At 68.8% G+C, this 25,499-nt stretch carries 20 protein-coding genes; 4 read left to right on the top strand and 16 right to left on the bottom strand.

Annotated elements, in window-relative coordinates; all coding sequences use genetic code 11:
* Positions 1 to 18: 18 nt before the first annotated feature.
* From KUM49_RS08720 to KUM49_RS08700, 5 genes are all read right to left on the bottom strand, one after another.
* On the bottom strand, positions 19 to 1,335 hold the full coding sequence (locus tag KUM49_RS08720; RefSeq protein WP_217236145.1) for a sugar ABC transporter permease: 1,317 nt from the start codon (positions 1,333 to 1,335) through the stop codon (positions 19 to 21).
* Positions 1,332 to 2,123, bottom strand: coding sequence for an ATP-binding cassette domain-containing protein (locus KUM49_RS08715; protein WP_217236144.1), 792 nt, complete (start codon positions 2,121 to 2,123; stop codon positions 1,332 to 1,334). Before KUM49_RS08715 ends, KUM49_RS08720 begins: the two co-directional genes overlap by 4 nt.
* Positions 2,124 to 2,460: 337 nt before the next feature.
* A complete protein-coding gene (locus KUM49_RS08710) occupies positions 2,461 to 3,543 on the bottom strand; it encodes a sugar ABC transporter substrate-binding protein (protein ID WP_217236204.1) in 1,083 nt (360 codons plus the stop codon).
* Positions 3,544 to 3,675: 132 nt separating this feature from the next.
* The gene (locus tag KUM49_RS08705; protein ID WP_217236143.1) at positions 3,676 to 4,875 is read right to left on the bottom strand and encodes an ROK family transcriptional regulator; all 1,200 of its coding nucleotides are present in this window, start codon (positions 4,873 to 4,875) and stop codon (positions 3,676 to 3,678) included.
* A 184-nt stretch (positions 4,876 to 5,059) separates the two neighbouring features.
* Positions 5,060 to 5,983, bottom strand: a complete 924-nt coding sequence (locus tag KUM49_RS08700) for a carbohydrate ABC transporter permease (protein WP_217236142.1) — start codon at positions 5,981 to 5,983, stop codon at positions 5,060 to 5,062.
* A gap of 153 nt (positions 5,984 to 6,136) precedes the next feature.
* On the opposite strand from KUM49_RS08700, the gene KUM49_RS08695 reads away from it, so the two are divergent.
* A complete protein-coding gene (locus KUM49_RS08695; protein ID WP_217236141.1) occupies positions 6,137 to 7,333 on the top strand; it encodes an RNA-guided endonuclease TnpB family protein in 1,197 nt (398 codons plus the stop codon).
* A gap of 37 nt (positions 7,334 to 7,370) precedes the next feature.
* Here the strand turns inward: KUM49_RS08695 and KUM49_RS08690 are convergent, their stop codons facing one another.
* Positions 7,371 to 8,297, bottom strand: a complete 927-nt coding sequence (locus KUM49_RS08690; protein ID WP_217236140.1) for a carbohydrate ABC transporter permease — start codon at positions 8,295 to 8,297, stop codon at positions 7,371 to 7,373.
* A 15-nt stretch (positions 8,298 to 8,312) separates the two neighbouring features.
* On the bottom strand, positions 8,313 to 9,767 hold the full coding sequence (ngcE, locus tag KUM49_RS08685) for an N-acetylglucosamine/diacetylchitobiose ABC transporter substrate-binding protein (protein ID WP_217236139.1): 1,455 nt from the start codon (positions 9,765 to 9,767) through the stop codon (positions 8,313 to 8,315).
* A gap of 917 nt (positions 9,768 to 10,684) precedes the next feature.
* On the opposite strand from ngcE, the gene KUM49_RS08680 reads away from it, so the two are divergent.
* Complete coding sequence (locus KUM49_RS08680; RefSeq protein ID WP_217236138.1) at positions 10,685 to 11,209, top strand: hypothetical protein; 525 nt, start codon at positions 10,685 to 10,687, stop codon at positions 11,207 to 11,209.
* The gene (locus KUM49_RS08675; RefSeq protein WP_217236137.1) at positions 11,202 to 13,178 is read left to right on the top strand and encodes an alpha-glucuronidase; all 1,977 of its coding nucleotides are present in this window, start codon (positions 11,202 to 11,204) and stop codon (positions 13,176 to 13,178) included. The genes KUM49_RS08680 and KUM49_RS08675 overlap by 8 nt, the downstream gene beginning before the upstream one ends.
* A gap of 6 nt (positions 13,179 to 13,184) precedes the next feature.
* On the opposite strand, the gene KUM49_RS08670 is transcribed toward KUM49_RS08675, so the two are convergent.
* The 6 genes from KUM49_RS08670 to KUM49_RS08650 are packed head-to-tail and all read right to left on the bottom strand — an operon-like array spanning position 13,185 to position 19,590.
* Complete coding sequence (locus KUM49_RS08670; RefSeq protein WP_217236136.1) at positions 13,185 to 15,209, bottom strand: beta-galactosidase; 2,025 nt, start codon at positions 15,207 to 15,209, stop codon at positions 13,185 to 13,187.
* Positions 15,206 to 15,889: a hypothetical protein gene (locus tag KUM49_RS08665; RefSeq protein ID WP_217236135.1), complete on the bottom strand. Its 684-nt coding sequence runs from the start codon at positions 15,887 to 15,889 to the stop codon at positions 15,206 to 15,208. Before KUM49_RS08665 ends, KUM49_RS08670 begins: the two co-directional genes overlap by 4 nt.
* Positions 15,886 to 16,014 (bottom strand): hypothetical protein, encoded by a 129-nt coding sequence (locus KUM49_RS49755; RefSeq protein ID WP_302185416.1) that lies wholly within the window; start codon positions 16,012 to 16,014, stop codon positions 15,886 to 15,888. The genes KUM49_RS08665 and KUM49_RS49755 overlap by 4 nt, the downstream gene beginning before the upstream one ends.
* On the bottom strand, positions 16,011 to 17,666 hold the full coding sequence (locus KUM49_RS08660) for an extracellular solute-binding protein (RefSeq protein ID WP_217236134.1): 1,656 nt from the start codon (positions 17,664 to 17,666) through the stop codon (positions 16,011 to 16,013). The genes KUM49_RS49755 and KUM49_RS08660 overlap by 4 nt, the downstream gene beginning before the upstream one ends.
* Before the next feature lie 53 nt (positions 17,667 to 17,719).
* Positions 17,720 to 18,601, bottom strand: coding sequence for a carbohydrate ABC transporter permease (locus tag KUM49_RS08655; protein WP_217236133.1), 882 nt, complete (start codon positions 18,599 to 18,601; stop codon positions 17,720 to 17,722).
* A complete protein-coding gene (locus tag KUM49_RS08650) occupies positions 18,595 to 19,590 on the bottom strand; it encodes a sugar ABC transporter permease (protein WP_217236132.1) in 996 nt (331 codons plus the stop codon). The genes KUM49_RS08655 and KUM49_RS08650 overlap by 7 nt, the downstream gene beginning before the upstream one ends.
* Positions 19,591 to 19,857: 267 nt before the next feature.
* Here KUM49_RS08650 and KUM49_RS08645 point away from each other — a divergent pair, with 267 nt between their 5' ends.
* Entirely contained in the window at positions 19,858 to 20,856 is a 999-nt protein-coding gene (locus KUM49_RS08645; protein WP_217236131.1) for an acetylxylan esterase, read from the top strand.
* A gap of 459 nt (positions 20,857 to 21,315) precedes the next feature.
* Here KUM49_RS08645 and KUM49_RS08640 read toward each other — a convergent pair whose 3' ends face one another.
* From KUM49_RS08640 to KUM49_RS08630, 3 genes are all read right to left on the bottom strand, one after another.
* The gene (locus tag KUM49_RS08640) at positions 21,316 to 22,407 is read right to left on the bottom strand and encodes a lytic polysaccharide monooxygenase (RefSeq protein WP_217236130.1); all 1,092 of its coding nucleotides are present in this window, start codon (positions 22,405 to 22,407) and stop codon (positions 21,316 to 21,318) included.
* A 334-nt stretch (positions 22,408 to 22,741) separates the two neighbouring features.
* The gene (locus KUM49_RS08635; protein WP_217236129.1) at positions 22,742 to 23,338 is read right to left on the bottom strand and encodes an HD domain-containing protein; all 597 of its coding nucleotides are present in this window, start codon (positions 23,336 to 23,338) and stop codon (positions 22,742 to 22,744) included.
* Between the two features lie 417 nt (positions 23,339 to 23,755).
* Entirely contained in the window at positions 23,756 to 25,258 is a 1,503-nt protein-coding gene (locus tag KUM49_RS08630; RefSeq protein WP_217236128.1) for a cell wall metabolism sensor histidine kinase WalK, read from the bottom strand.
* Between the last annotated feature and the right edge of the window lie 241 nt (positions 25,259 to 25,499).

The raw sequence follows: 25,499 nt of genomic DNA, 5'->3' as shown, positions 1-25,499 counted from the left end.
CCCCTCGGCGCTTCCGCGCTACGCGCGACCCGCGGCCTTCTGACTCCTGCGCGAGACGGAGTCGATGACCACCGCACCCAGCAGCACCGCACCGGTGATCATGTACTGGATCGAGGTGTTCATGTTCAGCAGGTCCAGACCGGTCTGGATGGACTGGATGACCAGCATGCCCAGCAGCGCGGACCACACGGTGCCCCGCCCGCCGAAGAGGCTGGTACCGCCGATGACCGCCGCGGCGATCGCCAGCATCAGCGTGTTGCCGCCACCGGCGTTCAGCGTGGCGCTCTGCGTCTGCCCGGCGAAGAACATGCCGCCGACCGCCGCGAAGCCACCGGCGATGGCGAACACGGTGATACGGATCATGGACACGTTGATACCGGCACGGCGGGCGGCCTCGATGCCACCGCCGACCGCGAAGACCTTGCGGCCGTACGGGGTGCGCCGCAGCACGAAGTCCACGATCACCAGCGACGCGAGGAAGATCACCAGCGCGTTGGACACACCGGCGGAGGAGTTCAGCACGTACGCGGCGACGAACGCGGCCACCGCGAGGGCACCGACCCGCAGCGCGATCTCGCTGGTGGGCCGGAAGGGCACCCCGGCAGCACGACGGCGGCGCTGGTCGACGAGCGAGCCGTAGAGCATGGAGGCGACACCGAGGCCGGCCAGCAGGTAGGCGCCGATGACGGCCTGGTCCATGAAGAACGAGCTCTGGCCGAAGAGGTGGACCGGACCCTCGTCCGGGATGTTGATGGTGCCGCTCTCACCGAGCAGCCACAGCATCAGACCGTTCCAGCCGAGGAAGCCCGCCAGGGTCACCACGAAGGCCGGAACGCCGATCCTGGCGAAGAACCAGCCGTGCAGCGCGCCGATGCCGACGCCGGTGATCACGGTCAGCACCAGGGCCAGCCACGAGTTCACCCCGTGGTCGACCACGAAGACGGCGAACACCGTGGACGCCAGGCCGCTGACGGAGCCGACGGACAGGTCGATCTCGCCCAGCAGCAGCACGAACACCAGGCCGATGGCGAGCATGCCGGTGGCCGAGAGGTAGTAGCTGATGTTGGACAGGTTGTCGGCGCTGAGGAACCGGTCGTTCTGCAGCTGGAAGATCGTCCAGATGACGATCAGACCGATGACGACCGGCAGGGAGCCGAGCTCACCGCCCTTCATCTTCCGCTTGAACTCGGTCAGGTAGCCCTTGAGGCCCTCTTCGCGGATCAGCAGACGCGGGTCGACGACGGTGACCGGCGCGGCCGTGGGGTCGTCGGCCGGCGCGACGGTGGCCTGCGAGGCCTCCGGATCCTGCTTCACGGTCTTGGACGTGTCACTCACTTTGCCGCCTCCGTGGTGCGTCGCCCGGCACGACGGGTCACGGCGTTCTCCGTGGCACCGGTGATCGCGGCGATGATCTCTTCGTGGGTGGTGTCCTTCACCGGGAAGGACCCGTTGTTCCTGCCCAGGCGCAGCACGGCGACGGTGTCCGCGACCGCCTTGACGTCGGCCATGTTGTGGCTGATGAGGATGACGCCGAGGTCGCGCTCGCGCAGCCGCTCGACCAGGTCGAGGACCTGCGCGGTCTGCTCGACGCCGAGAGCGGCGGTGGGCTCGTCGAGGATGACGATCTTGGGGTCGCCGATCAGCGCGCGGGCGATGGCGACGACCTGACGCTGACCACCGGAGAGGCTGGCGATCGGGATGCGCACGCTCGGGATGCGGATGGAGAGGGTGCTCAGCAGCTCGCGGGCGTTCTTCTCCATCGTGACCTCGTCGATGACACCGCGGTGCAGCAGCTCACGGCCGAGGTAGAGGTTGCCGACGACGTCGAGGTTGTCGCACAGGGCGAGGTCCTGGTAGACGGTCGCGACGCCGAGGCCCTGGGCGTCGTGCGGCTTGTTGATGCTGACCGGCTTGCCGTCCCACTCGATGACGCCCTCATCGATGGGGTGCACGCCGGCGATCGTCTTGACCAAGGTGGACTTACCTGCGCCGTTGTCGCCGACCAGGGCGACTACTTCTCCGGCGTGGACCTCCAGCTCGACATCGGTGAGGGCCTGCACCGCACCGAATCGCTTGGAGACTCCGCGCAACGCCAGCACGGGCGTAGCGGACACGTGAACCATCTCCTTCGCCGCCTGACCGGCGGGGATGCCGCGCTTGTCAAAAGGCGCGGAGTGTTGTGCTCGAGGCACTGGTTTACAAGATGAACATGCGCGGGCCGTCGCCTCTTGGCAACGGGCGAGCGACTCGGGGAAAGTGCGGGTACGTTTCCGCGCCCGCCGCGGTGGCGGCCTGCGCCGCTGGCCGTGCGTGCTCTCGGGAGAGTGCCCGCCGGGCGGCGTGGGGGTGTGCCTGGACTTTCCCGGGGCCGCTCACGTCATGCTTCCGTCCGGCGCCCGCCCCGCAGCGGGGTGAAGGTGGGGCGAGCGCCGGACAGGCTCTGCATGCCGCGGTGCGGCTTTACTCCAGACCGGCCGCCTTGCACTTGGCGGCGTAGTCCGCGGTGCAGATGTCGGCGACGGTGTAGAGCTTGTCCTTGATCACCGTGTCGTTGATGTTGTCGACGGTGACCGAGACCGGGGTCAGCAGCTGCGAGGGCACCTTGTCGCCGGAGCCGCTGGTCAGCGTCTCGGTGGCCAGGTCGTCGATGCTCTTGCCGTCGAGCAGGTTGACCGCGAGCTGGGCGGCGGCGTCGGCCTCCGGCTTGAATGCCTTGTAGACGGTGCTGGACTGGGTGCCGGCGACGATGCGCTGGATACCGGCGAGCTCCGCGTCCTGACCGGTCAGCGGGATGCCGCTGATGCCGGCGCCCTTGAGGGCGGTCGCGATACCACCGGCCATGCCGTCGTTGGCGGAGTAGACGCCCGCGATGTTCTTGGCGCCGAGCTGGGTGATCGCGGCCGACATCTTCTGTGCGGCGACCGTGTCCTTCCACAGACCCGACTGCTCGTAGGCGATGTCCACCTTGCCGTCGAGGGCCTTGTGGGCGCCTTCCTTGAACTGCGCGGCGTTCGGGTCGGCGTCGTCACCGTTGATCATGACGACCTTGGACTTGGGGGTCGCCTTGGAGCCGAGGGCGTCGATCAGGGCCTGACCCTGGAGCTCGCCGACCTTGACGTTGTCGAAGGAGACGTACGCGGAGACCGGGCCCTGGGCCAGACGGTCGTACGCGATGACCTTGACGCCCTTGTCGACCGCGCTCTGGATCGAGGACTTGATCGCGGCGGAGTCCTGGGCGCTGATCACGATGACCTTGACGCCCTTGGTGATCATGCTGCTGACCTGCTGCGCCTGCTTGGCCGAGTCGGCCGCGGCGTTCGCGTACTCGACCTTGCAGTCAGAGCAGAGCTCGGCGACCTTGTCCTCGAAGTACGGCTTGTCGAACTTCTCGTAACGAGCGGTGACGTTGTCGGGAAGAAGCAGGCCGATCGACTTGCTGCCCGAGCCGCTGCCGCTGTCCGAGTCGTCGTCGCCGGCCTTGCCACAAGCCGCCACCGAGACGGCGAGCGCCCCGATCGCTACAGCAACGGCGGTACGACGCATTCGCGTGTTCACTTTGTAACCTCCCTGACGAGGCCGCGTCGTTGCGGCCGAGGTGGCTGGAAGTCAACTCGGCCACGCGTGCGACGTCAAGAAGTAAATACTTAACGAGATGGCAACGGCGTCCTGCGTTCTCTAAGTGAAGGCAGGCGTCGCAGCATGCAGCGTACTGTCCAAAAGGGTCGAATCACCCATCTCGCTCAGTGCGAGGGCGAGTGCTCCGAGCACCTCCGCACGGCCTCCAAGTGCCCCTGGAAGCACGGACAGTTGGCGCGCCGCACTGGGGATCGCATAGCGGCCGACGGACTCCCTGATGGGCCCGAGCACCAGCTCACCGGCCTCGGCGAGATCACCGCCCAGGACCACCCGGCTCGGGTTCAACAGATTGCAGAGATTGGCGACTCCACTGCCGATGTGTCGGCCGACGTCGGCGATCACCCGACGGCAGCCTGGGTCTCCGTCCCGCGCCAGCCGCACGACGCCTTCCATCGTCAGGTCGGTCCCGTGGCTGGACTGGAGGAGCGGCAGCACATAGCGCGCGGCCGCGAAGGTCTCCAGGCAGCCCCGGTTTCCACAGCGGCAGACGGGGCCGGACTCGTCAAGTGTAATATGTCCGATTTCGCCCGCTGTGCCACCGGGGCCGCGGTAAATGGTCCCGTTGATCACCAGGCCGGCTCCGACACCGCTGGCGACCTTGATGTACGCCAGGTCGCGCACCCCCCGCCCGCTGCCCCACACCAGCTCACCGAGGGCGCCGAGGTTGGCGTCGTTGTCCACGTGAACGGGCACGCCGAGGCGCCCGCGCAGCTCCTCGGCGGGCTTGGTGCCGATCCAGCCCGGCAGGATGGCGGAGGAGCCGAGCGTGCCGGACTCCAGGTCGATGGGGCCGGGTACGCCGAGGCCCACGCCGGCGATCTTCGACCGGTCGACACCGGTTGCTGCAATCAGGCGATTGACCAGGTGTTCCGCACGGTCGAAGCCCTGCGTCGAGGAGGCGTCCACGTCGAGCGGCTCGGACTCCTCGGCCAGCACCTGGTGGGCGAGGTTCCCGACCGCGACGCGCAAATGCGTGTGCCCGAAGTCGACCCCTATGACGATTCCGGCGTCCCCGCTCAACGAGACGCTGCGGGCCCGGCGGCCGCCCGCGGAGGTGGGCGTGACCTCTACGGTTCCACCGTCCTTGAGCTCGCGCACGATGTTGGAGACCGTCGCCGCCGACAGGCCCGTCGACCGCGCGATCTCGGCTTGCGTGAGCGACCCGGCCAACCGTACGGCCCGTACGACCCGCTCCAGGTTGGCTCGGTGCAGTGATGACTGCGACCCCGGAGTCTCCACGACGACCTCCTGCGCGCGGGACCGCTTCAATGAGGCCCCGTCTATGTCCAACTAGTGAACTCTAAGCTGAGCTGTTCGGGTTGCCTCCCGTCAAGAGGTTGAACCGCATCCGCGTTCATGTACACAAACACGGCCGCCGCTTCCGGAAGATCCGGAAGCGGTCGCCGTACGGGTGAGGGGGCCGCTACTTCAGCGCCCCCGCGGTCAGTCCCTGCACCACCTGCCGCTGGAAGATGATGTACGCCGCGAGCACCGGCAGCATCGCCATGACCAGGCCCGCGAACAGTCCGGACCAGTCGCCCTTGTACCCCTGGCTGACCGCCAACTGCACCAGTCCCTGGGTGAGGACGCGCTTGTCCGGGTCGGTGTTCAGCACCGTGGGCAGCATGTACTGGTTCCACTGCCCGAGGAAGTTGAAGATCCCCACGCTGATCAGGCCGGGCTTGGCCATCGGCAGCATGATCTGGAAGAACGTCCGGGTGTGCGAGGCCCCGTCCACGAAGGCCGCCTCCGCCACCGAGGTGGGCAGGGTGCGGAAGAACGCGGTGAGGAAGAACACCGTGAACGGGAGCGAGTACGCGATGTAGACCAGGATCAGGCCGTGGATCGTGTTCAGCAGGCCCATGTTGTTCACGACGTAGAACAGCGGGACCAGCGCCAGCATGATCGGGAAACTCATCCCGCCGATGAACAGGAAGTAGATGAACCGGTTGCCTGGGAAGTCGAAGCGGGCCAGGACGTAGGCCGCCATCGAGCCGAGCACCAGGGTGCCGATGAGCGAACCTCCCACCACCAGAATGGTGTTGAGGAAGTAGTCGCTCATGTTGGCCTCGGTCCAGGCCCGCGACCAGTTGTCGAAGTGCAGCGTGTCCGGCAGCGACCAGGGCGAGCCGAAGATGGAGCTGTCGTCCTTGAAGGACGTCATCACCGCCCACAGCAGTGGCAGTACGACCATGATCGCCCAGATGACCAGGATCCCGTGCGAGAAGACGTTGAGGGCGGTGCCCTGCTTCTTCTCCTTGCGGGGCGGGCCGGCCGGGACATCGACCTTGGCGACGGGAATGCCGGGCTCTGCCGGGAGGGGGGCGGGGGTCTCGGTCGTCTTCATCGGAGGCCTTTCGTGGATACCCCCGGCTTCAGCCGGGGGAGGAAACGAAACCCCTGCGGAGCTGGGCAAGGAGCTGGGATTCGCCGCCAGGGCGGATCACGGTGCCCTGACCGGCAGATTGAACTTCACCTAGAGCCTGGCTAGTTTGTGAGCATGGCCGTGACCCATGTGAAGCGGGCGTTCAAGTACCGCTTCTATCCGAGTGATGCGCAGGCAGTAGAGCTGTCGCGCACGTTCGGCTGCGTGCGGAAGGTCTACAACCTGGCGCTCGCCGCCCGCACGCAGGCGTGGGCGCGGCAGGAGCGGGTCAACTACAACGCCACCTCCACGATGCTGACGGCATGGAAGAAGACCGAGGAGCTGGCTTTCCTGGGCGACGTGTCGTCGGTGCCGCTCCAGCAGACGCTGCGGCACTTGCAGACCGCGTTCACCCACTTCTTCGCCAAGCGCGCGAAGTACCCGCGCTTCAAATCGCGCAAGAGGTCGCGGAAGTCGGCGGAGTACACCACCAGCGGGTTCCGCTTCCGCGACGGCCGGCTGACCCTGGCGAAGATGGCGGACCCACTGGACATCGTGTGGTCCCGGCCGCTGCCCGAAGGGGCGACGCCCTCCACGGTGACCGTCTCGCAGGACGCGGCCGGACGCTGGTTCGTCTCGATGCTGTGTGACGACCCGTCCATCCAGCCCTTCCCCGCCGCCGACAGCGCGGTCGGCATCGATGTCGGCCTGGACCACCTGCTGACCCTCTCCACCGGGGAGAAGATCGCCAACCCCAGGCATGAACGCCGCGACCGCACCCGACTCGCCAAGGCCCAGCGGGAGCTGTCCCGTAAGGCGAAGGGTGACGGCGCCAACCGGGCCAAGGCCCGGCGCAAGGTCGCCAGGATTCATGCGAGGATCGCCGACCGGCGCCGCGACATGCTCCACAAGCTGACCACCCGTCTCGTGCGTGAAAACCAAACGCTCGTGATCGAGGACCTGACCGTGCGCAACATGGTCAGGAACCACACGCTCGCCCGGGCCATCTCGGACGCGAGCTGGAGCGAGTTTCGCTTTCTGCTGGAGTACAAGGCCGCCTGGTACGGGCGGGAAGTGATCGCGGTGGACCGCTTCTTCCCCTCCTCCAGGCTGTGCTCCGTGTGCGGCACCTTGCAGGCGAAGATGCCCCTCAGCGTCCGTACGTGGACGTGCGACTGCGGTACGACCCATGACCGGGACGTGAACGCGGCGAAGAACCTTCTGGCCGCCGGGCTGGCGGTGACAGTCTGTGGAGCCGGTGTAAGACCTCAACGGAGTTCTCCGGGCGGGCAGTCGGCGACGAAGCAGAAAACCCCACGGCGCGAGCCGTAGGAATCCCCTCGTTCACGAGGGGGAGGAAGTCAACTGTTCAGTACTCCAGCCGCTCGCGTCGGCCCAGCCGCATCACGAGGGCGGCGAAGGCCAGCGTGACGACGAGAAGGGCGACGCCGATGGTGGTGGCGTAGGCGGCCTGCCCGTCGCGGAACGCCTTCTGGTACACGTACAGCACCAGGACGGTGGTCGAGTAGTCGGGACCGCCCGGCCCGGTCGTCATGATCTGTACGACCGCGAACGACTCGGCGCCGAGGGCGAGGATGCCCATGTAGACCCAGCCGGACTGCACGGTGTCCCACAGCAGCGGCAGGGTGATCCGGAAGAACGTGGTGGCGCGGCCCGCACCGTCGAGCAGCGCCGCCTCGTACAGGTCCGCCGGGATGGAGGCCATGCCGGCGGAGAAGAGGACCACGAAGAAGCCGACCGTGGACCACACGAGCACCGCCATCACGCACCACAGGGCCAGGCTCGGGTCGCCCAGCCACAGGGGCTGGACGCTGTCGAGCCCGACCCCGCGCAGCAGCGAGTTGATGGCGCCGCTGTCCGGGTTGTACGCGAAGGCGAACAGCAGGGCCACGATGGCGATCGAGAGCACCTGCGGGAAGAAGTAGACGATCTTGTAGAAGGAAGAGCCCCGGACTCCGGAGATCACCGGGCCACCCTTCCTTCGCCGCCCGCCGACATTGATCATGAAGGCGAAGAACAGCGCCAGACTGATCGTCAACAGCGGCAGCACGACCGCGAACATCAAGCTGTGCTGCAAGGACTTCCAGAAGATCTCGTCGTCCAGCATCCTCCGGTAATTGTCCAGGCCGACCATCTTGAATTCGGGGCTCAGGCCGGTCCAGTCCGTGAACGAGTAGTAGATGGACTGGATGAACGGCCAGATCACGAATAGCGCGTACAGACCGAGGGGCACTGCCAGAAACCCCACGATGAACCGGTACTTGCCGTGCTGCATCGCTTCTCCGGTCCGTTACTGGTGCTTGTAGTGCTTGATCGACGTGTCCTTGGCGGTCTCGTCGGCATAAGCCTGGATCTTCTTGATCGCCTCGGCCGGAGTGAGACGGCCGGCCATCATCTCGCCGAGTCCGGAGACTCCGATCTTCTCCTTCTGCAACTGCACGTACCAGTCCTGCAGACGCGGGTTGACCACGTTGTCGCCGGCCTTCTCCAGCGCCGCGACACCGGACTTGAGGCCGGGGGTGAGGGTGATGCCGTCGGTGCCGCCGTTGTACGCCGTCAGCGACTTGACCTTGCTGGTGAAGTTCTTCGAGGACGCCTCGCTGAGCATGATGCGCAGCTGCTCCATGCCGCCCGTGCCGTTCTTCGCCTTGGCCGGGACGATGAAGGGCTCGCCGCCGGAGGCCCAGATGGTGCCGAAGGGCATCTTGTCGGAGGAGTCGATGCCGGTGGGCGCCGAGACGGCGAGGTTGAAGTCGGCCGGGATGACGTTCGCCGACTCGTTCTCCACCCAGGAACCGTTCGGGATGAACAGCGCCTTGCCCTTGGCCCACGCGGTCTGCGACTGGATGTGGTCCAGACCGGGTGTGCCCTTGAGGATGTAGCCCTTCTTGAAGAGCTCGTAGTAGGCCTCGAAACACGCCTTGACCGCCGGGTGCTTCCAGGCGTTCGGCTCCAGGTTGTCGATCGCGTCGAGGACTTCGACGCCGCCGACCTTGCCGATCATCGGGTACAGCGAGAAGGGGAGGTAGTACGGGTATTTGCCCGCGTACGTCCAGCCCGCGATGCCCTGCTTCTTGGCCTTCTCGCAGACCGCGAGCATCTCGTCCCAGGTCTCGGGATAGGCGGAGTCGAGGGAGTCCAGGGCCTTCTGCGAGTACCACACGCCGTACACCGTGTAGGCGTAGTACATGATCCAGACCGGGTCGCCGTCCAGCTGGCCCATCTCCACGATGCCGGGGCGCAGCGTGTCGCGGACCTTCTTGCCCGGGTCGTCGTAGGACGGGGCGTCGAGGAGCGGGGTGAGGTCGGTGAGCTGGTTCTTGCCGGCCAGGACGCCCATGTCCATCTGCTCGGCGCCGGAGTTGTCGATGAGGTCGGGCGGGGTGCCCTGGTTGAAGCGGGGCTGGAGGGTGGACTGGATCTTCTGGGTGGCGGAGAACTTCACCTTGGCCCCGGGGAAGTTCTTCTCGTAGATCTTCACGGCGTCCTCGGCGTACTCCTTGCCGAATCCACCGTCGAACAGGACGAATTCCATCCCCGCGGTCTCGTTCACACCCAGCGGGTTCTTCGTGGTCTTCTTGCCGGCCTTGGCCTTGTCCCCGCTGTCGTCGCCGCCACTGCTGGCACACGCGGACAGGAAGCTCATCGTGGGGACGGAGATCAGGCCCAGCGCGGCGGACCGCTTGATCAGATCGCGGCGGCCGACGCCACCGGTGCCGTTGTTCTCGGCGGAAGTGGATCCCATGCTCAAGTCCTCGCCTTCTCCAGGACTCAGGCGGTGTACCGGATCCTCCCGGGCACCGCGGTCAGGTCAAGCAGGTTCGTGCGGATCATGACGTGCGGATCGTGACGTGCGGATCGTGTGAATCGTCGACAGGTATAGTCCACTTCAGGTCAATGGAGCAAGATCGAATGCAAGGTTGGCTGCGGGTCTTTCCCGAGTTGAGACCTCCCGGAAATATGAGTGGCCTGTGGGCGCCTTGCCGGAAAAATCCTTGACATAGGCCCCGAATGCCACAGCCAAGATCATTGACACCACCGTCCACTTGAGCCACGGCTGATCTCTGAATCGAGGGGGTGACAACGTTGTCCAGGCTGCGGGGAGCGCGCTCGCGTATGCGGCAGCACAGGGTTACGCGGGTGCGGTCGCGGGCGGCGGCGCAGGCATGGGGACCCTGCCCGGGACACCCGCCGCCACCGGCCGGGGGGAGCGCGCTCTGGACAGGTCGGACAAGCCGGTCAAGCCGGTGACGCACGCGCTCGCTTCGCGAACGACGGCGGCCCCGGTCCGCCCCAGCTCGCCGACGTCCCGTTCTCCACCGGAAAGCGTGCACTGCGCTACGGCAGACGGGCGTACGCGTACCGCAAGGTCGTCGACATCGATGTGGCGGCGGGCCGGGACCACCCGGCTCTCGCACTACGACGCCACGAACGTCTCCGTCGGCCTGGCCTGGACCGCCGGCACTCCCGGACCGGGGGCGTTCCGGCACCATCGGCTGCTTCTTCACGCTCAACCTGCCCTGGCGCAGGCGGAGTTGCTGGCCGGAATCCACCACATCCCAGCAGTCGACAGGTACCTCGCGAGCGGCCCGTGCACCACAATGGCCGTGCGTCGCCGGTGAGCACCGTGCGGCACGGCATCCGGAGGGGGAGGAAACACGGATGAGCATCAAGAGACGGCTTTGGGGACTGCTCGCGGGGACCGGTCTGATGGTGGGGGCGCTGTGCGCGACGGCCGCACCCGCCCAGGCCTACAGCCCCAATCCCGGTGTCGCCAAGTACTACTACGACACCGACAACTGCCCGTGCAGCGGCGGCAATCTGACGGACCCGTTCGACGGCACGTACTTCGCGAACGATGCCGGCGGCCTGGCCGTCAAGATGGAACTGAACGACGACGGCTGGTTCGTCGGCAAGGTGGAGTTCCATCCCCACGACGAGAAGCTCTGGGTCTACGACACCCGCAACGACGGGGACGGCTTCTTCGTCGCCGTCGGCTACTCGTCCGGCGGCAGCTATCACGACCTCGGCACCTTCTCCGCACCGGGCACCTCCGAGGTCGTGGACCTCACGGTGAAGGACTTCGACATCCCGGACGGCGCCTTGGTCGACATCTCGGTGTACGACGAGTCGGGCCGCACCGACCTGATCGGCGCGGCGCGCGGAACCGGCGCGGCCGTTGCCTAGCGTCGACCCCGCCTGGCTGCCGCCCGGCGCCTTCCGGGCGCTCGGCACCCGGCGCACGCTGATCCGAGGTTCGGGGCCGCTGGTGGAGACGGTTCACGAGGAAGTGGCCGAGGCCTGTGCGCGGTTCGGCGGCCGTGTCGTACGCGGCTCCGGACCGGCTGACACCGGGGACGACCTGGTACTGGAACTGACCGGCTCCGACGGCTCCGAGGCATTCACGTACGAGCGCGAAGGGGGCCGAACGACGGTCACCGCGTCAGGACAGGCCGGGCTGCTCCACGGCCTCTTCCACGTCGTGCGGCTAGGAGAGGACGCCTTCCGCGGTGAGCCGGTGCGGGAGACGCACCGTCCCGCGGTGGCGCTGCGGATGGTGGACCACTGGGACAACGTGGCCGTGCACCCGGTCATGGGCCAGGTGGAGCGCGGCTACGCCGGCGGGTCGCTGTTCTGGGCGGACGGCCGGGCGCGGGGCGAGATGGAGCGGGTGCGGGCGTACGGCAGGCTGCTGGCCGCGTGCGGGATCAACGCCGTGGCGGTGAACAACGTCAACGTGCACGAGACCGAGGCCCGTCTGCTGACCGACCGGATCGGTGAAGTGGCCGAGATCGCGGGTGCGTTGAGGCCGTACGGCATTCGGACCCACCTGTCGGTCACCTTCGCCGCACCGGTGCTGCTCGGCAAACTGGCCACGGCTGATCCGCTGGACGCCTCGGTGCGTGCGTGGTGGGCCGAGGCGTCGGCGCGGGTGTACGAGGTGATCGAGGACTTCGGCGGGTTCGTGGTGAAGGCCGACTCGGAGGGCCAGCCGGGGCCGTTCGCCTACGGCCGCAGTCACGCGGACGGCGCGAACATGCTGGCCGGCGCACTCGCTCCGCACGGCGGCACGGTGCACTGGCGGGCGTTCGTCTACGACCACCGCCAGGACTGGCGGGACCGGACGACGGACCGGGCGCGTGCCGCGTACGACCACTTCACCCCGCTGGACGGGGAGTTCGCGGCGAACGCGGTGCTCCAGGTCAAGCACGGGCCGCTGGACTTCCAGGTGCGGGAGCCGGTCTCACCGCTGATCGGCGCGATGCCCGGGACCCGGCTCGCGGTGGAGGTGCAGGCCACGCAGGAGTACACCGGTCAGCAGCGGCATGTGTGCTGGCTCGGACCGATGTGGAGCGAGGTGCTGCGGTTCCGGCAGGAGGGTGAAGAGGGCGCGCCTGTCGGGGAGTTGGGACGCGGCGGGCTGGTGGCGGTGTCCAACGCCGGCGACGACCCGTTCTGGACGGGGCACCCGCTGGCGCAGGCCAACCTGTACACCTTCGGGCGGCTGGCCTGGCAGCCGGACGCGGATCCGGACAGCGTCCTCGACGAGTGGATCCGGCTCACCTTCGGACCGGCCCAGACCTCGGATCCCGTACGACTGCGGGACGGGCTGCACGCCGTGCTCGACGGGTCCTGGCGGACGTACGAGAAGTACACCGCTCCGCTCGGGGTCGGCTTCATGGTGCAGCCGGGGCACCACTACGGGCCGAGCGTGGACGGCTACGAGTACAGCCCCTGGGGCACCTACCACTTCGCCGACCGGGACGGCATCGGCGTCGACCGGAGCGCGGCGACCGGCACGGGGTTCGCGGCGCAGTACCTCAAGCCCTGGGCGCAGGTGTACGAGTCGCCGGACACCTGCCCCGACGAGCTGCTGCTGTTCTTCCACCACGTGTCGTACGACCACGTACTGCACAGCGGCAAGACGGTGATCCAGCATATCTACGACACCCACTTCGAGGGCGTGACGGAGGTGGAGCAGGCCCGTGAGGTGTGGGCCTCACTCGCGGACCTCGTCGACCCGGCACGCCACGCGCGGGTGGCGGAGCGGTACGAGGAACAGCTCCGCAGTGCCCGCGAGTGGCGCGATCAGGTCAACAGCTACTTCTTCCGGAAGTCGGGTGTGCCCGACGCACATGGGCGGCGCATCCATTGATCCGCTCTACCGCAGGCGCAGGATCGCCGTGCCGAGCGGGTCGAGGGCCAGCGGGTCACCCTGCTCGACCTGCTTGCCGGTCAGCAGGTCGGTGGCGGTGGCGTGGGCCGTCAGGTCGACCGCTTCGTGGGCGTGGTTGAGGAGGAAGACGAGGCGGTTTCCGTCCGGGGCGACGCGGGTCGCGGTCTCCACTCCCGCCTGGTCGGCGTACGGGCCGGTCAGGTCGTGGCGGGTGAGGACACGGCGTACGACCTCGTTGACGCCCGGCTGGTCGAGGGCGGTGGCGACGTACCAGGCCTCGCCCCCGTTCTCGCCGAACCGGTTCCGGGTCACGGCCGGGGTGCCCGCGTAGAAGTCGACGCCGTAGGTGGCGACCGGCTCGGCGCCGCGTGGCCGCACGATCTCGAAGACGAGGCGCGCCTCGCTCTTCAACTCCCCCAGCCTCACTGGCTGTACGAAGCCCCGTGCGCGGGAGTCCCATTCGTCGACGCGGATGCCCATGAGGGGGGCGAGCGGGCCGGGGACGTCGGTGAGGAAGGCGCGGTCGTGTTCGTCGACGCGGCCGGAGAGGAACGTGGACAGGACCGTGCCGCCGCGGGCCGCCACCGCTTCGAGGCGGTCCGCCAGGTCTCCCTTGATCATGTGCAGGACGGGGGCGAGGACCACGTCGTACGGGGTGAGGTCGGCGCTCTGGGGGATGACGTCCACGTCGGCGCCGGCCTCGCGGGCGGCCCGGTAGTAGGCGTGGACGGTGTCCTGGTAGCGGACCAGGCGGGAGGGGCCGTCGGAGATCTCCAGGGCCCACCAGCTGTCCCAGTCGAAGAGCAGGGCGGTGCGGGCGGGGGTGCGGGCGCCCAGGCTCACGTCTCCGAGCAGCTCCAACTCCCGTCCCAGGTCCGCTACTTCCCCGAAGACCCGGGTGTCGTCGCGGCCCGCGTGGCCGATGACCGCGCCGTGGTACTTCTCGCAGGCGCCGCGGGAGGCGCGCATCTGGAAGTACAGGGCCGCGTCGGCGCCGTGGGCGACGGCCTGGAAGGTGGCGAGGCGGAGTTCGCCGGGGCGCCTGAGGGGGTTGACGTCACGGCAGGCGGTGGTGGACGGGGTCTGCTCCATCAGCCAGAAGGGGGCGCCGTCCTTGAGGCCGCGCATCAGGTCGTGGGCGAGGGCGGGCCAGGTCGGCGGGGCGTCGAGGGGCGGGTAGCTGTCCCAGGAGGCGAAGTCGAGGTGGGGCGCCCAGCGGTGGTAGTCGAGAGGGCGGAACATGCCCATGAAGTTGGTGGTGACGGGTGTGTCCGGGTCGTGTCGCCGGATCGCCTCCTTCTCGGCGAGGAAGCAGCCGAGGAGAGCGTCGGTGGTGAAGCGGAAGTAGTCGAGGGTGGTGCCCTGGAAGGCGGTGTGGTCGGGGCCGCGCCAGTGCTCGGTGAGGGCGTTCGGGGGCTCGATCTCGGCCCAGTCGGTGTAGCGGTGCGACCAGAAGGCCGTGCACCAGGCGTCGTTGAGGGCGTCCAGGGTGGCGTACTTCTCGCGCAGCCAGTCCCTGAAGGCGTCGGCGCACAAATCGCAGTAACAGACGCCGCCGTACTCGTTGTTGATGTGCCAGGCGAGCAACGCCGGGTGTCCTGCGTACCGTTCGGCGAGCCGGGCCGCCATGGCCGTGGCCTGACGGCGGTACGCCGGTGAGCTGGGGCAGAAGTTGTGGCGCTGGCCGTAGCGGTGCCGGCGGCCCTCGAAGTCGGTGCGGTTGACCTCGGGGTACTTCTTCGCCAGCCAGGGCGGGAGGGCGGCGGTGCCGGTGGCGAGGCAGACCTGGCGGCCCTCGGCGGCGGCCCGGTCGAGGATGCGGTCGAGGGCCGTGAAGTCGTGGGTGTCCTCCGCGGGTTGGGTGAGCGACCAGGAGAAGACGCCGACGGTGAGGGTGTCGATGCCGGCCCGGGTGAACAGCCGGTGGTCCTCGTCCCAGACCGGCTCCGGCCACTGCTCGGGGTTGTAGTCGCCGCCGTACGCGATCTTGGGGGTACCGGGCACGGTCATGCGGTGAAGTCCTCCTGGGTCTCGGCGATCACCGGTCGGCCGCTGTGCAGCAGGGACAGCAGGAGTGGGGCGGCGAGCAGCGCGGGCAGGGCCTCGGTCAGCAGGGCGGTCAGTCCGGCGGCCAGCACGAGCAGCGAGGCGGCGCCGAGGGTGGCCCGGCCGTGCCGGACCAGGAAGTACGCGGCGAGGCGGGCCGTGTCGCGGGCCCGGAACGCGAAGAGCGAGGTCAGGACGAGTGCGTGCGCGCCCCACAGGAGGGAGCCGGCGCCGATGGCCGCGAGGAGCACCGCCCACCAGCCGGGCAGGCCGGTGGCGGCGAAGTGGGTGAGGGTGAAGGCGACGACGGTCAGCCAGGCGAGCAGCGGCGTCCACAGCTTCAGGGCCGGGAGCGCGTTGAGCCGCCAGCCCCGCCAGTAGGTGCGGGCCGGGTGCAGGTCGATGAGGTCGCGGTCGCGGTGGTGAAGGGCGTACAGGGCGGCGGACAGGGCCGGGCCCAGCGGCAGGAGGCACAGGGCGGCCAGGGGGAGGTTGGCGGAGTCGGGGCCGACCAGCAGCAGTCCGGCCAGCCCGGGCGCGGCGGCGAGGAGCAGCAGTGCCTCGACGGTGACGAGGGTGTGGATCAGGGCGGCGGCGCGGGAGAGCGAGCCCTGCCCGAAGGTGACGGACGTGCTCGTGCTCACTGCGGCTCCCTTCCGGGCAGCCGCCGCTCGTCCGGCCACGGCGGTGCCTCGTCCCCGACGGGCGGCACCTCGGCGGGCATGACCTCGGGAAACCGGCCGGCCGGCTCGGCGGGCACCCGGATCACCCGTTCTCCTTCTGGTAGCGGTCGTACGCCTTGTTGTGCACGTCGACCAGTTGGTCCATGTTCTTGGCCTTCAACTCGCTGACGAAGTCGTCCCATTCGGACAGCGGGCGCTTGCCGAGGGCGAACTTGAGCGTGTTCTGTGTGACGTGGTCGCGCAGCGGGGTGTCCCAGAGCGTCGCCTGCTCCTGCTCGACGGACTGCAGCGGGTGCGCCGGGTCGACGGGCAGCTGGGTGCGCTGGGCCATGGCTTCCTGGAACCTCTTCTCGTCCGGGCTGAACGAGGAGGAGACCAGGGCCCAGCTGCCGCCGTAGGTGAAGACGCCGTTGAAGAAGCCGTAGTCCTTCTGCAGGTCCTTCGGGGCGTCCGGGTCGGAGCCCATGAGGCTGATGCCGGGCTTCAGCTCGTACTGGTCGCCGGACGCGGTGTAAGTGACGTCCTGGACGCCCCACTTGCAGAACCTCTGGCCCTCGTCCGAGTACCACAGCCAGTCCACGAACTGCATCATGGCGACGAAGCTGTCGCTCTTGAGCGCCTTGCCGGCGATCATGACGCCGTTCTCCAGGCGGCTGCCGCCGATGAGGACCGGCCCCGCCGGGCCGAGCGGCACCGGCACCATCTCGATCTTCGCGCCCTTGACCTGCTTCTCCAGGTTGTAGCGGTAGTTCTGCACCAGCTCCTGCGGGTTGGCGCTGATCGCGAACGACTTCTCGCCCAGCAGTTTCTGCACGGCGGCGTCGTCGGTCTGGGTGAAGCTCTCGGGGTCCATCAGCTTCTCGGCGACCAGTTTTCTCACGAACTCGACCATCCGGCGGTAGCCGTCCTGCGCGCCGGTGAACACGAACTTCTGTGCCTTGGAGTCGAAGCTGATGTTGTCGTACGTCCAGCCGGCCCGGACGCCGTAGGCCTGGCCGAGATAGCTGAGCAGGGCCGCGACGGGGTACGGCGTGTTGGTGCTCCAGCGGTCCGTGAAGGGGTAGCGGTCGGGGTACTCCGCCTTGAGCGCCTTGAAGACGTCGTACACCTCGTCCCAGCTGGTGGGCAGGCTCAGACCGAGCTTGTCGAGGACGTCCGTGCGGAAGGACAGCGAGTAGCCGGACTTGGCCTTCTCGTGCAGGCCGGGCAGCAGGTAGTACTTGCCGTCGGACTGGCGGATGGAGTCGAGCTCGGGTTCCAGACGCCACTTCTTCACCTTCGCCCGGAAGTTGGGCATCAGGTGCACGTAGTCACTGACCGGCAGGATCGCGCCGGAGGACACGAAGGCGACCTCCGCCGGGTGGTACGTCTTGGGGATCAGGAACGGGGCGTCGCCCGCGCCGATGAGGACGCTGCGCTTCTTCTCGTAGTCGGCCAGGGGGACGTCGACGGGCTTCAGGGTGACACCGGTGCGCTTGGTGACCTCCTTCCAGAACAGCCAGCTGTCCTTCATCGGATAGACCGGGTTGTTGTTGTGCAGGACCGAGAACGACAGCGGCTCTGCGGCCTTGAACTGCTGGCCGGCGCGGTAGTCCTTCATCGCGCCGTTCTGCTTCTTGGAGAGGTCCTTGGAGTCCCCACCGTCGTCACCGCTGCCGCAGCCGGTGAGGGTGGCGAGGCCTATGAAGCCGGCGGCGGACAGGATCTGACGCCGGGACAGCTCGCCTGCGTTCGTCACGGATACTCCTTTGTTCCGTAGGTGATGTGTTCCGTAGGTGAGTCGAGGTGCTGTCAGCCCTTGACCGCCCCGAGCATCACGCCCGAGACGAAGTAGCGCTGGACGAACGGGTACACGCACAGGATCGGCAGCGCGGTGAGCACGATGGTGACCGACTGGATGTTCGCCCCGACCTGGCTGAGCTGCTCGGTGGCGGCGCCCGCGTTGCCGCCGCCGGTGGCGCCCGAGATGAGGTTGCGCAGATAGACGGTGGCCGGCATCAGCTCGGTGCTGTCCATGTACAGGAACGCCGCGAACCAGGAGTTCCAGAACGCCACCGAGTAGAAGAGGATCATCGTCGCGACGACCGCCTTGGACAGCGGCAGCACGATGCGCAGCAGGATGCCGTACGTGCTCAGTCCGTCGATCTGCGCGGCCTCCTCCAGGTCGGTCGGCAGGCTCTCGAAGAAGGCCTTCATCACCAGGAGGTTGAAGACGCTGATCGCGTTCGGGAGCGCCAGCGCCCAGATGGTGTTCTTCATGCCGAGGCTGCTGATCAGCACGTAGTTGGGGATCAGTCCGCCGGTGAAGAACATGGTGAAGACGGCGATGCCGACGAGCAGGCCCCGCCCACGCAGGTGCTTCTTGGACAGGACGTAGGCGTAACAGGTCGTCAGGACCATGGCGACGACGGTGGACACGACCGTGTAGAGCACGGTGTTGCCGTAGTTCCGCCAGAACATCGCGTCCTGAAAGACGATCTTGTACGTGGTGAGGTTGAAGCCCCTGGGCCACAACGTCACCTCACCGGCCCGGATCTGGCGTTCCCCGCTGAAGGACCGGGCGACGATGTTGACGAACGGGTACAGGGTCACGACCACGACCAGGGTGAGGATCACTCCGTTGACGCTCTGGAAGACGCGGTAGCCACGCGTGGGCCGATGGACGCTCACCACAGGCTCGTCCCCACCGTGCGGCGCGAGAGCTGGTTGGCGGAGGTGATCAGCACCAGGCCGATGATCGCCTCGAACAGGCCGATGGCGGCGGCGTAACTGAAGCTGTTGGACTCGACACCGGTCCGGTAGAGGTACGTGGAGATCACGTCGGCCTTCGGATACGTCAGCGGGTTGTAGAGCAGCAGGACCTTCTCGAAGCCGACCGCCATGAACGTGCCGATGTTCAGGATCAGCAGCGTGATCATCGTGGGCCGGATGCCGGGCAGGGTGACGTGCCAGATCTGCTGCCAGCGGTTGGCGCCGTCGATGCGGGCGGCCTCGTACAGTTCCTCGTCGATCGTGGTGAGCGCGGCGAGGTAGAGGATCGTGCCCCAGCCGGCGGTCTGCCAGATCTCCGAGCCGACGTAGATCGTGCGGAACCAGTCCGGTTCCTGGATGAACCGGATCGGCTCGTGCCCGAACCAGCCGAGCGCGTGGTTGACCGGGCCGTCCGTGGCGAGCATCTGCATCGTGATGCCCGCGACGATCACGATCGACAGGAAGTGCGGAAGGTACGACACCGACTGCACGAACCGCTTCAGCGACCGTCTGCGCACCTCGTTGAGCAGCAGGGCGAGCACGATCGGGATCGGGAAGCAGAAGACCAGCGTGAGCCCGCCGAGCCAGAGGGTGTTGCGGAACACCTGCCAGAAGGTGGGATCGGTGAGGAACATCCGCACGTAGCGCAACCCCACCCACTGCTCGCCGAAGATCGAGCCGCCGGGCTCGAAGCGCCGGAAGGCGATGACGTTGCCGATCATCGGCAGATAGCGGAAGACCAGGAAGAACAGCAGCGGCAGGACCGCCAGCGAGTACAGCTGCCAGTCCCGGCGCAGGGACCGCCGCCATCCGGGGCGCGCGGGTCCGCGCGGACGACGACGGGGTGCGGCCCTGGCCGGAGGCGGGTCCTGGGTGCCCGGCGGTGGGGCCGACGTGGTGGACGTGCTCATGCTCGGGCCTCCCGGGGCAGGGGACGGGGAACCGAAACTTTCGAGCTCTTACCGGTAACTTCGCGGCAACTTAGGGGCAGCAGAAAGCGCTGTCAATGGGGGCTGCACACGGGGATGTTGGGTCGCGAGGCGACCGCGTCGCACGGGATTCACCTCGTGGTGAGGGTGGAAGAGATGAAGGGATCGGCGCGGCCACGTCGGAACTTTCTGCCGCAGGACCGCAACGATCGGACCGAGCCGCGTCGTTGGAGTCTGTGAGGTGCAGCCGTGCCCGCGTTCGACCTGCCCTGGAGAGAGCTCGAGCAGTACCGGCCGTATCCCGAAGAGCCCGCCGACTTCGACGAGTTCTGGCTCGGCACCCTCAAGGAGGCCGGACAGAGCGACCCGGTGGTCTCGGCCCGGCCCGTGGACAGCGGCCTGCGGCTGACGCAGACCTGGGACGTGACCTTCCGCGGCTTCGCCGGTGACCCGGTCCGCGCCTGGTACAGCAGGCCCGCGGGGGTGCGCGAGCCCCTGCCGGCGGTCGTCGAGTACGCCGGGTACGGCCGTGGGCGCGGCCTCCCGCACGAGCGGCTGACCTGGGTGAACGCCGGGTACGCCCACCTGCTCATGGACAACCGGGGCCAGGGCGACCAGTACGGCTGCGGCGGCGACACCCCCGACCCGCACGCGGGCGCGCCCGGCGGCCCCGGCCCCGCGGTACGCGGCCTGCTCGCCGCGCGGGACCACCACTACCGACGCCTGATCACGGACGCGGTGCGCGCGGTCGCCGCGGTGCGGGAGCTGCCCGGGGTCGACGGGGGGCGCGTCGCGGTCGTCGGCAACAGCCAGGGCGGCGGCCTCGCCCTGGCCGTCGCGGGGCTGGTGCCGGATCTGGCGGCGGCCCTGGTCACCGCCCCCTTCCTGTGTGGCATCCGGCGCGCCCTCGACCTCACCGACGCCGCCCCCTACGGCGAGATCACCGCGTACCTGTCCGTGCACCGGGGAGCCGAACAGGCCGCGTACCGCACCCTGTCCTACCTGGAGGGGATCTCCTTCGCGCGGCGCGCGCAGGCCCCGGCGCACTTCGGGGTGGGCCTGCGCGACACGGTGTGCCCGCCGAGCGGGGCGTACGCCGCCTTCAACCGCTACGGGGAGTTGACCGGCACGGATCCCGGCAAGGAGATCCACGCCTATCCCTACAACGGCCACGAAGGCGGCGACGCCGTGCACGTGAGGCGCCAACTCGCCTGGCTGGCGGGCACGTTCGGTCACGGGCCGGCGTGAACACGTGCAGGTCCGCCTGGTTCGGGCGCGACTTCACGCCCGCGACGCTCCTGTCGCGCCGGGTCTACGACGGCAGGAAGCCGCAGCGGACCTTCCGTCCCTCCGATGCGGTGAACGGCTTCGTCGCGGGGACGTACGAGGCGACGGGGCTACGGCGACCCCGTCGCGCGGACGTTCGGGGCGACGGAGCGACGGCGTCCCGTGCGTTGATGCCGGGCGCCGGCATCAGGCGGGCCGTTCAGTGCCCGTACGGGACTGGGGAGCAGGCCGGCACGGAGGGCGAGTCCGACCGTGCCGGTGCCGCCGCCGGCGCGGGTGCCCCCGCCCGGGCGACTCACGGGCCCGGCGGCACAGCGCCACCGGGCCCGCTCCGGGCGAGGGGTTCAGGCGGTTCAGATGGTTCAGATGGTTCAGATGGTTCAGTACAGCGATTCAGGTGAGCGCGGACCGGCCCGGAGCTCAGCCCACTCGGCAGGGAAGGGTCGTGGCCGGGTCACCGCCGGAGCCGGAGACGACGTAGCCGAACGTCGTACCCTTCCCCGGATCCAGCGAGCCGTTCCAGTTGGCGTTGTGGACCATCACCGCCTGGCCGTTGTACGTCGCGTTGCCGCTCCACAGGCTTTCGACCTTCTGGCCACCCGGCAGCGTCCAGTCGACCATCCAGCCCAGCATCGGCACGTCGCCGGAGTTGGTGACGGTCACCTCGGACTGGTAGCCGCCGTTCCAGCTGCCCGTGGTCTTCCGGGTTGCCGTGCAGGTGCCCGGGACCGGTTCGGTCGGGTTGCCCGGCTCGTGGATACCGGTGACCTCGCCGTTGCCGCCGTCGAAGACGACGTCGGAGCAGGAGTAGAAGGTCTCGGCGCTGTCCGAGCGCTGCCAGACCATGTAGATGATGTGCCGTCCCGACTTGCCGTCGGGGAGCTTGCCGTTCCAGGAGTAGTTGGCCTCGACGTTGCCCGGGCTGCCGTTGAGCGGCGGGTGGTCGACGGAGAGGAAGGGCTGGGCCTCCATGTCGTCCCAGGTGAGGGTCCGCTTCGGGTCGAAGCCGTCCTTGGTGACGTAGACGTAGAACCAACCCGGGTGCGCGGCCCAGGCATTGTACGAGAAGTCGACGGTCGCACCCGAGGTGAGGTGGGTGAGCGGCCAGTCGTCGCGGGCCGCGTTGAAGCCCGTGAAGTTGGTGTTGCCACCGCTGCACAGCTCGCCGTCCGGCACGAAGCCGCGGGTGCGGCCGGCGCCGTCCGAACGCAGCACCGAGAACCAGTTGTAGAACGGCGTGGTGCCGCTGACCTGTTGGGCGTTCTTGCAGGCCGGGTTGACCGGCTTGATCTCGCCGGTGTCCGTGAGGCCGTCCTGCCAGCACAGGAAGGTACGGCTGCCGGGCTTCATCGGAGTGCCGTGGGCCTCCGCCTCGCCGCCGGCCGTGACGACCAGGCTGAGCGCCGGGATCGTCGCGAACAGGGCCACGAGGACGAGGAACAGGGCTCTGGCGCGGGTGGGGAACGTTGATCGGCGTGGGGAGTGCGGGAACTCGGTCGTTGATTTTGTCATGATCATGACAGATCAGTCCGTTCCTTGAGGTACGGGCCGTGTGGGTGCGTGTGCGGATGCGTGCGTGAATGCGCGTGTGAATGCGCGTGTGCGCGTGTGCCGTTGTCTGTGCGGAAGCCGGGGGGTGGGGGCGGCCACGGGGGCGGGTTCCGGTCCACCCGCATGGGAGCGCTCCCACCCCACCTGTTTGGGAAGCTAGCGCCGAGTGGCCGACTTGTAAACGCATGGCGCACAAGGGCCGCACCCGAGTGGGTGCGGCTCTGGGTGTCTGCCGTGCCTCAGTGGTGGTGCGGGGACGTCAGGAGGTGCCGGCGCTGACTCTGACCTGAGGGGGTCAAGTCGGATACGACGCCTGGAAGGCCAGCCGCCCCTCGGCTCCCTCGCCGATCGCCGTGAGGAGGTCGTCGAAGGCCAGGAACTCCTCCCAGACCGGGCGGCCACTGACCATGGCCAGCCGTCCCACGACCAGGTCCTCCAGTTCCCGGACCCGTCTGTTCTTCCAGATCTTGTCGGCCACGCTCACGAGCAGGTCCTCGACGGTGAGTCCCGGCACGTTCCAGGTGGCGTGTGTGCCCGCGAAGCGGGCCCGTTCGGGGCTGACGCCCCGGGCCAGCAGCAGCGCGCGCCCCGCCTCCTCGTGTGCCGAGCCCGGACCGGAGAGTTCACCGACGTGGGCCGTCTTGCCGATGTCGTGGGTGGCCGCGCCGAAGAGTACGGCGGCACGGTCGAGAGTCAAGGTCGGGTGCTGCCGCGCCACCCGGTCGACGAGTCGGTGCGCGACGTCGTGCACGGCCCGGAGATGGGCCGCGAGTCGGGGCGGGGCGTCGAGGTCGCGCAGGAGACGGGCCACGTCGTCCGGGAGGGGACGCAGGGGCGGGTCTCCGGGGCCTGGGTCGTGGAGGGCTCGGTGGAGGAGATCGGGGGGCTTCACGCCGCAAGGGTAGGGAAACGGGCGGGAGTTGGGCAGCAGCGGTTTCGGCGACGGGGTCAGTTCGGGTCGGCGGTCGGTGACGCGTCGGTCGTGGGACGGTGCGGGATCGGCGACGGCCGAGGCGCCGGACACGCCGCCTCAGCCGCGGGGCGGGCCAAGCCTCGACGACGGCCGTGTCGCGGGAGTAGGCCGTGTTGTCGGCAACGGCCGTGTCGTCGGAGAAGGCCGAGTCGTCGGCGACGGTCACGATCGCGTCCTTCACCGGCGGCAGGCTCGAGATCGTGTTCTCCGCCGGGTCCCCGGGATCGTCGATCTGGTTCGTGGTCCTCCGCTCGGCGCCGGTGTCGCGGTCGGGCGCGAGGAGGCGGCCGCGGCATCCGACCGGTGCCTGCCGTGGGCCGGTGACGCGGACTCGCCCTACACCGACGCCGGCCTGCTCCGGACCGCCGCCCGCGTTCCGGCCGGGTCGTCCGCCCCCACCACCGGAAGGCACAGGGTGAACTCGGTGTGTCCCGGGACGCTGTGCACGTCGATCCGGCCGCCGTGGGCCGTCGTGATCGCCGCCGCGATGGCGAGGCCCAGGCCGGAGCCGCCCGCTCGCGCGTCCGTGCGGGATCGGGAGGTGTCGGCGCGGGTGAAGCGTTCGAAGACGGTGGGCAGGAGGGCGGGCGGGATGCCGGGCCCGTCGTCGCGGACGCGGATGACGCACCGGGCGTCCGTGGCCTCGACGGAGGTCACCACCGTCGTGTCAGCAGCCGTGTGCACACGCGCGTTGCCCAACAGCTTGGCCACTACCTGGCGCAGCCGCGCCTCGTCACCGGCGACCAGCGCGGACGCGTCCAGGGACAGCTCCAGCCGCCAGTCATGGCCGCCGTCGTCCGCGGCTCGCGCGTCCCACACCTCCTCGGCGACCAGCGCCGCGAGGTCGACCTCGGCAACCTGCAGAGGCCTGCCCTCGTCGAGCCGGGCCAGCAGGAGCAGATCCTCCACCAGGCCCGTCATCCTCGCCGACTCCGCCGAGACCCGGCGCCAGGCCACCACCGGCTCGATCGGGTCGGTGCCGCGGTTCATCAGCTCCGCGTATCCGGCGATGGACGCGAGCGGCGTCCGCAGTTCGTGGCTGGCGTCGGCGAGGAAACAGCGCATCCGCTCCTCGCTGCTCCGGCGCTCGGCGATCGAGGACTCGACGTGCTCGATCATGCGGTTGAGCGCGGCGCCGACCTGACCGGCCTCGCTGCCGGGGGCGGTGTCGCGTTCGGGCACACGGGTGAGGACAGCGGCCTCGCCGTGGCCCAGCGGGAACCGCGAGACCTCGGCGGCGGTGGCCGCGACCCGGCCGAGGGGGCGCAGCTGACGCCGGACGACGACGGCGCAGACACCGCCTGCGGCGACGAGTCCGGCGCCGGCCACCCCGGCCTCGACCGCGATCAGGTTGCGGAGCATGTCCTGTACCTCGCCCATCGGGAGACCGGTGAGAACGAGGCTCCCGTCGGCGTCGAGAGCGGAGACCCGATAGGTGCCCAGGCCCGGAATCGTCCGGTTGTGCAGGGAGCCGTCGGCCTCGATGCCTGCGAGGGGGGCGCGCTGGCGGGCGGTGAGCGCACGTGGCCCAGCGTCTCGGGTCACGACCTCGGCCGCCATGATGTCGCCGTCGTCGTCGAGCCGGGCGGCGAGCGTGCCTACCGCCTGGGCCTGTTCGGTGAGGAAACCGAGGTCCCTGCCGCTGTCCGGCAGGGTGCGGACAGCGCCCTGGCTTCGCTCCGCGGCGTTGGCGACCCGCTGGTCGAGCCGGCCGAGCAGGTAGGAGCGCTGGGCCAGGACGGTGGTGAGCGCCATGGCCAGGCAGACGCCGACGAGTACGACGCCGACGACGACGAGGAGCCGTGTACGCAGGGACCGCCCACGTGGGCGCGCGCTCATCTCCCGTTCTCCGGCGGCATGATGGCCTGCCCCGTCTCACGCACGGTGGAAGACGGCATGCGGCTCGGTGAGTCCGGGCTCGTCATCGGCCGTCGTCACACGGACGCGGCCGTTTCGGGTCAGGGGGGGTGCCAGACATGTCTCAATCCTGTCCCCGCAGGCTGAGGGAACGCCGTGCTCCGACTGAGCTGCAGCCGTGCGACCCGCGCGACCGACCGTGCGGGCGCACGGCCCGACCTCC

Origin of the sequence: Streptomyces sp. AC555_RSS877 (assembly GCF_019049245.1) — a bacterium.
Classification (GTDB): domain Bacteria; phylum Actinomycetota; class Actinomycetes; order Streptomycetales; family Streptomycetaceae; genus Streptomyces.
This window is presented reverse-complemented; position numbering and strand designations above follow the sequence as displayed.

Coding starts and splice junctions, on each gene's coding strand:
- KUM49_RS08715 (WP_217236144.1), bottom strand. CDS start 2,123: ATGGTTCACGTGTCCGCTACGCCCGTGCTGGCGTTGCGCGGAGTCTCC.
- KUM49_RS08710 (WP_217236204.1), bottom strand. CDS start 3,543: ATGCGTCGTACCGCCGTTGCTGTAGCGATCGGGGCGCTCGCCGTCTCG.
- KUM49_RS08700 (WP_217236142.1), bottom strand. CDS start 5,983: ATGAAGACGACCGAGACCCCCGCCCCCCTCCCGGCAGAGCCCGGCATT.
- KUM49_RS08695 (WP_217236141.1), top strand. CDS start 6,137: ATGGCCGTGACCCATGTGAAGCGGGCGTTCAAGTACCGCTTCTATCCG.
- KUM49_RS08690 (WP_217236140.1), bottom strand. CDS start 8,297: ATGCAGCACGGCAAGTACCGGTTCATCGTGGGGTTTCTGGCAGTGCCC.
- ngcE (WP_217236139.1), bottom strand. CDS start 9,767: ATGGGATCCACTTCCGCCGAGAACAACGGCACCGGTGGCGTCGGCCGC.
- KUM49_RS08680 (WP_217236138.1), top strand. CDS start 10,685: ATGAGCATCAAGAGACGGCTTTGGGGACTGCTCGCGGGGACCGGTCTG.
- KUM49_RS08670 (WP_217236136.1), bottom strand. CDS start 15,209: ATGACCGTGCCCGGTACCCCCAAGATCGCGTACGGCGGCGACTACAAC.
- KUM49_RS08650 (WP_217236132.1), bottom strand. CDS start 19,590: ATGAGCACGTCCACCACGTCGGCCCCACCGCCGGGCACCCAGGACCCG.
- KUM49_RS08640 (WP_217236130.1), bottom strand. CDS start 22,407: ATGACAAAATCAACGACCGAGTTCCCGCACTCCCCACGCCGATCAACG.
- KUM49_RS08630 (WP_217236128.1), bottom strand. CDS start 25,258: ATGAGCGCGCGCCCACGTGGGCGGTCCCTGCGTACACGGCTCCTCGTC.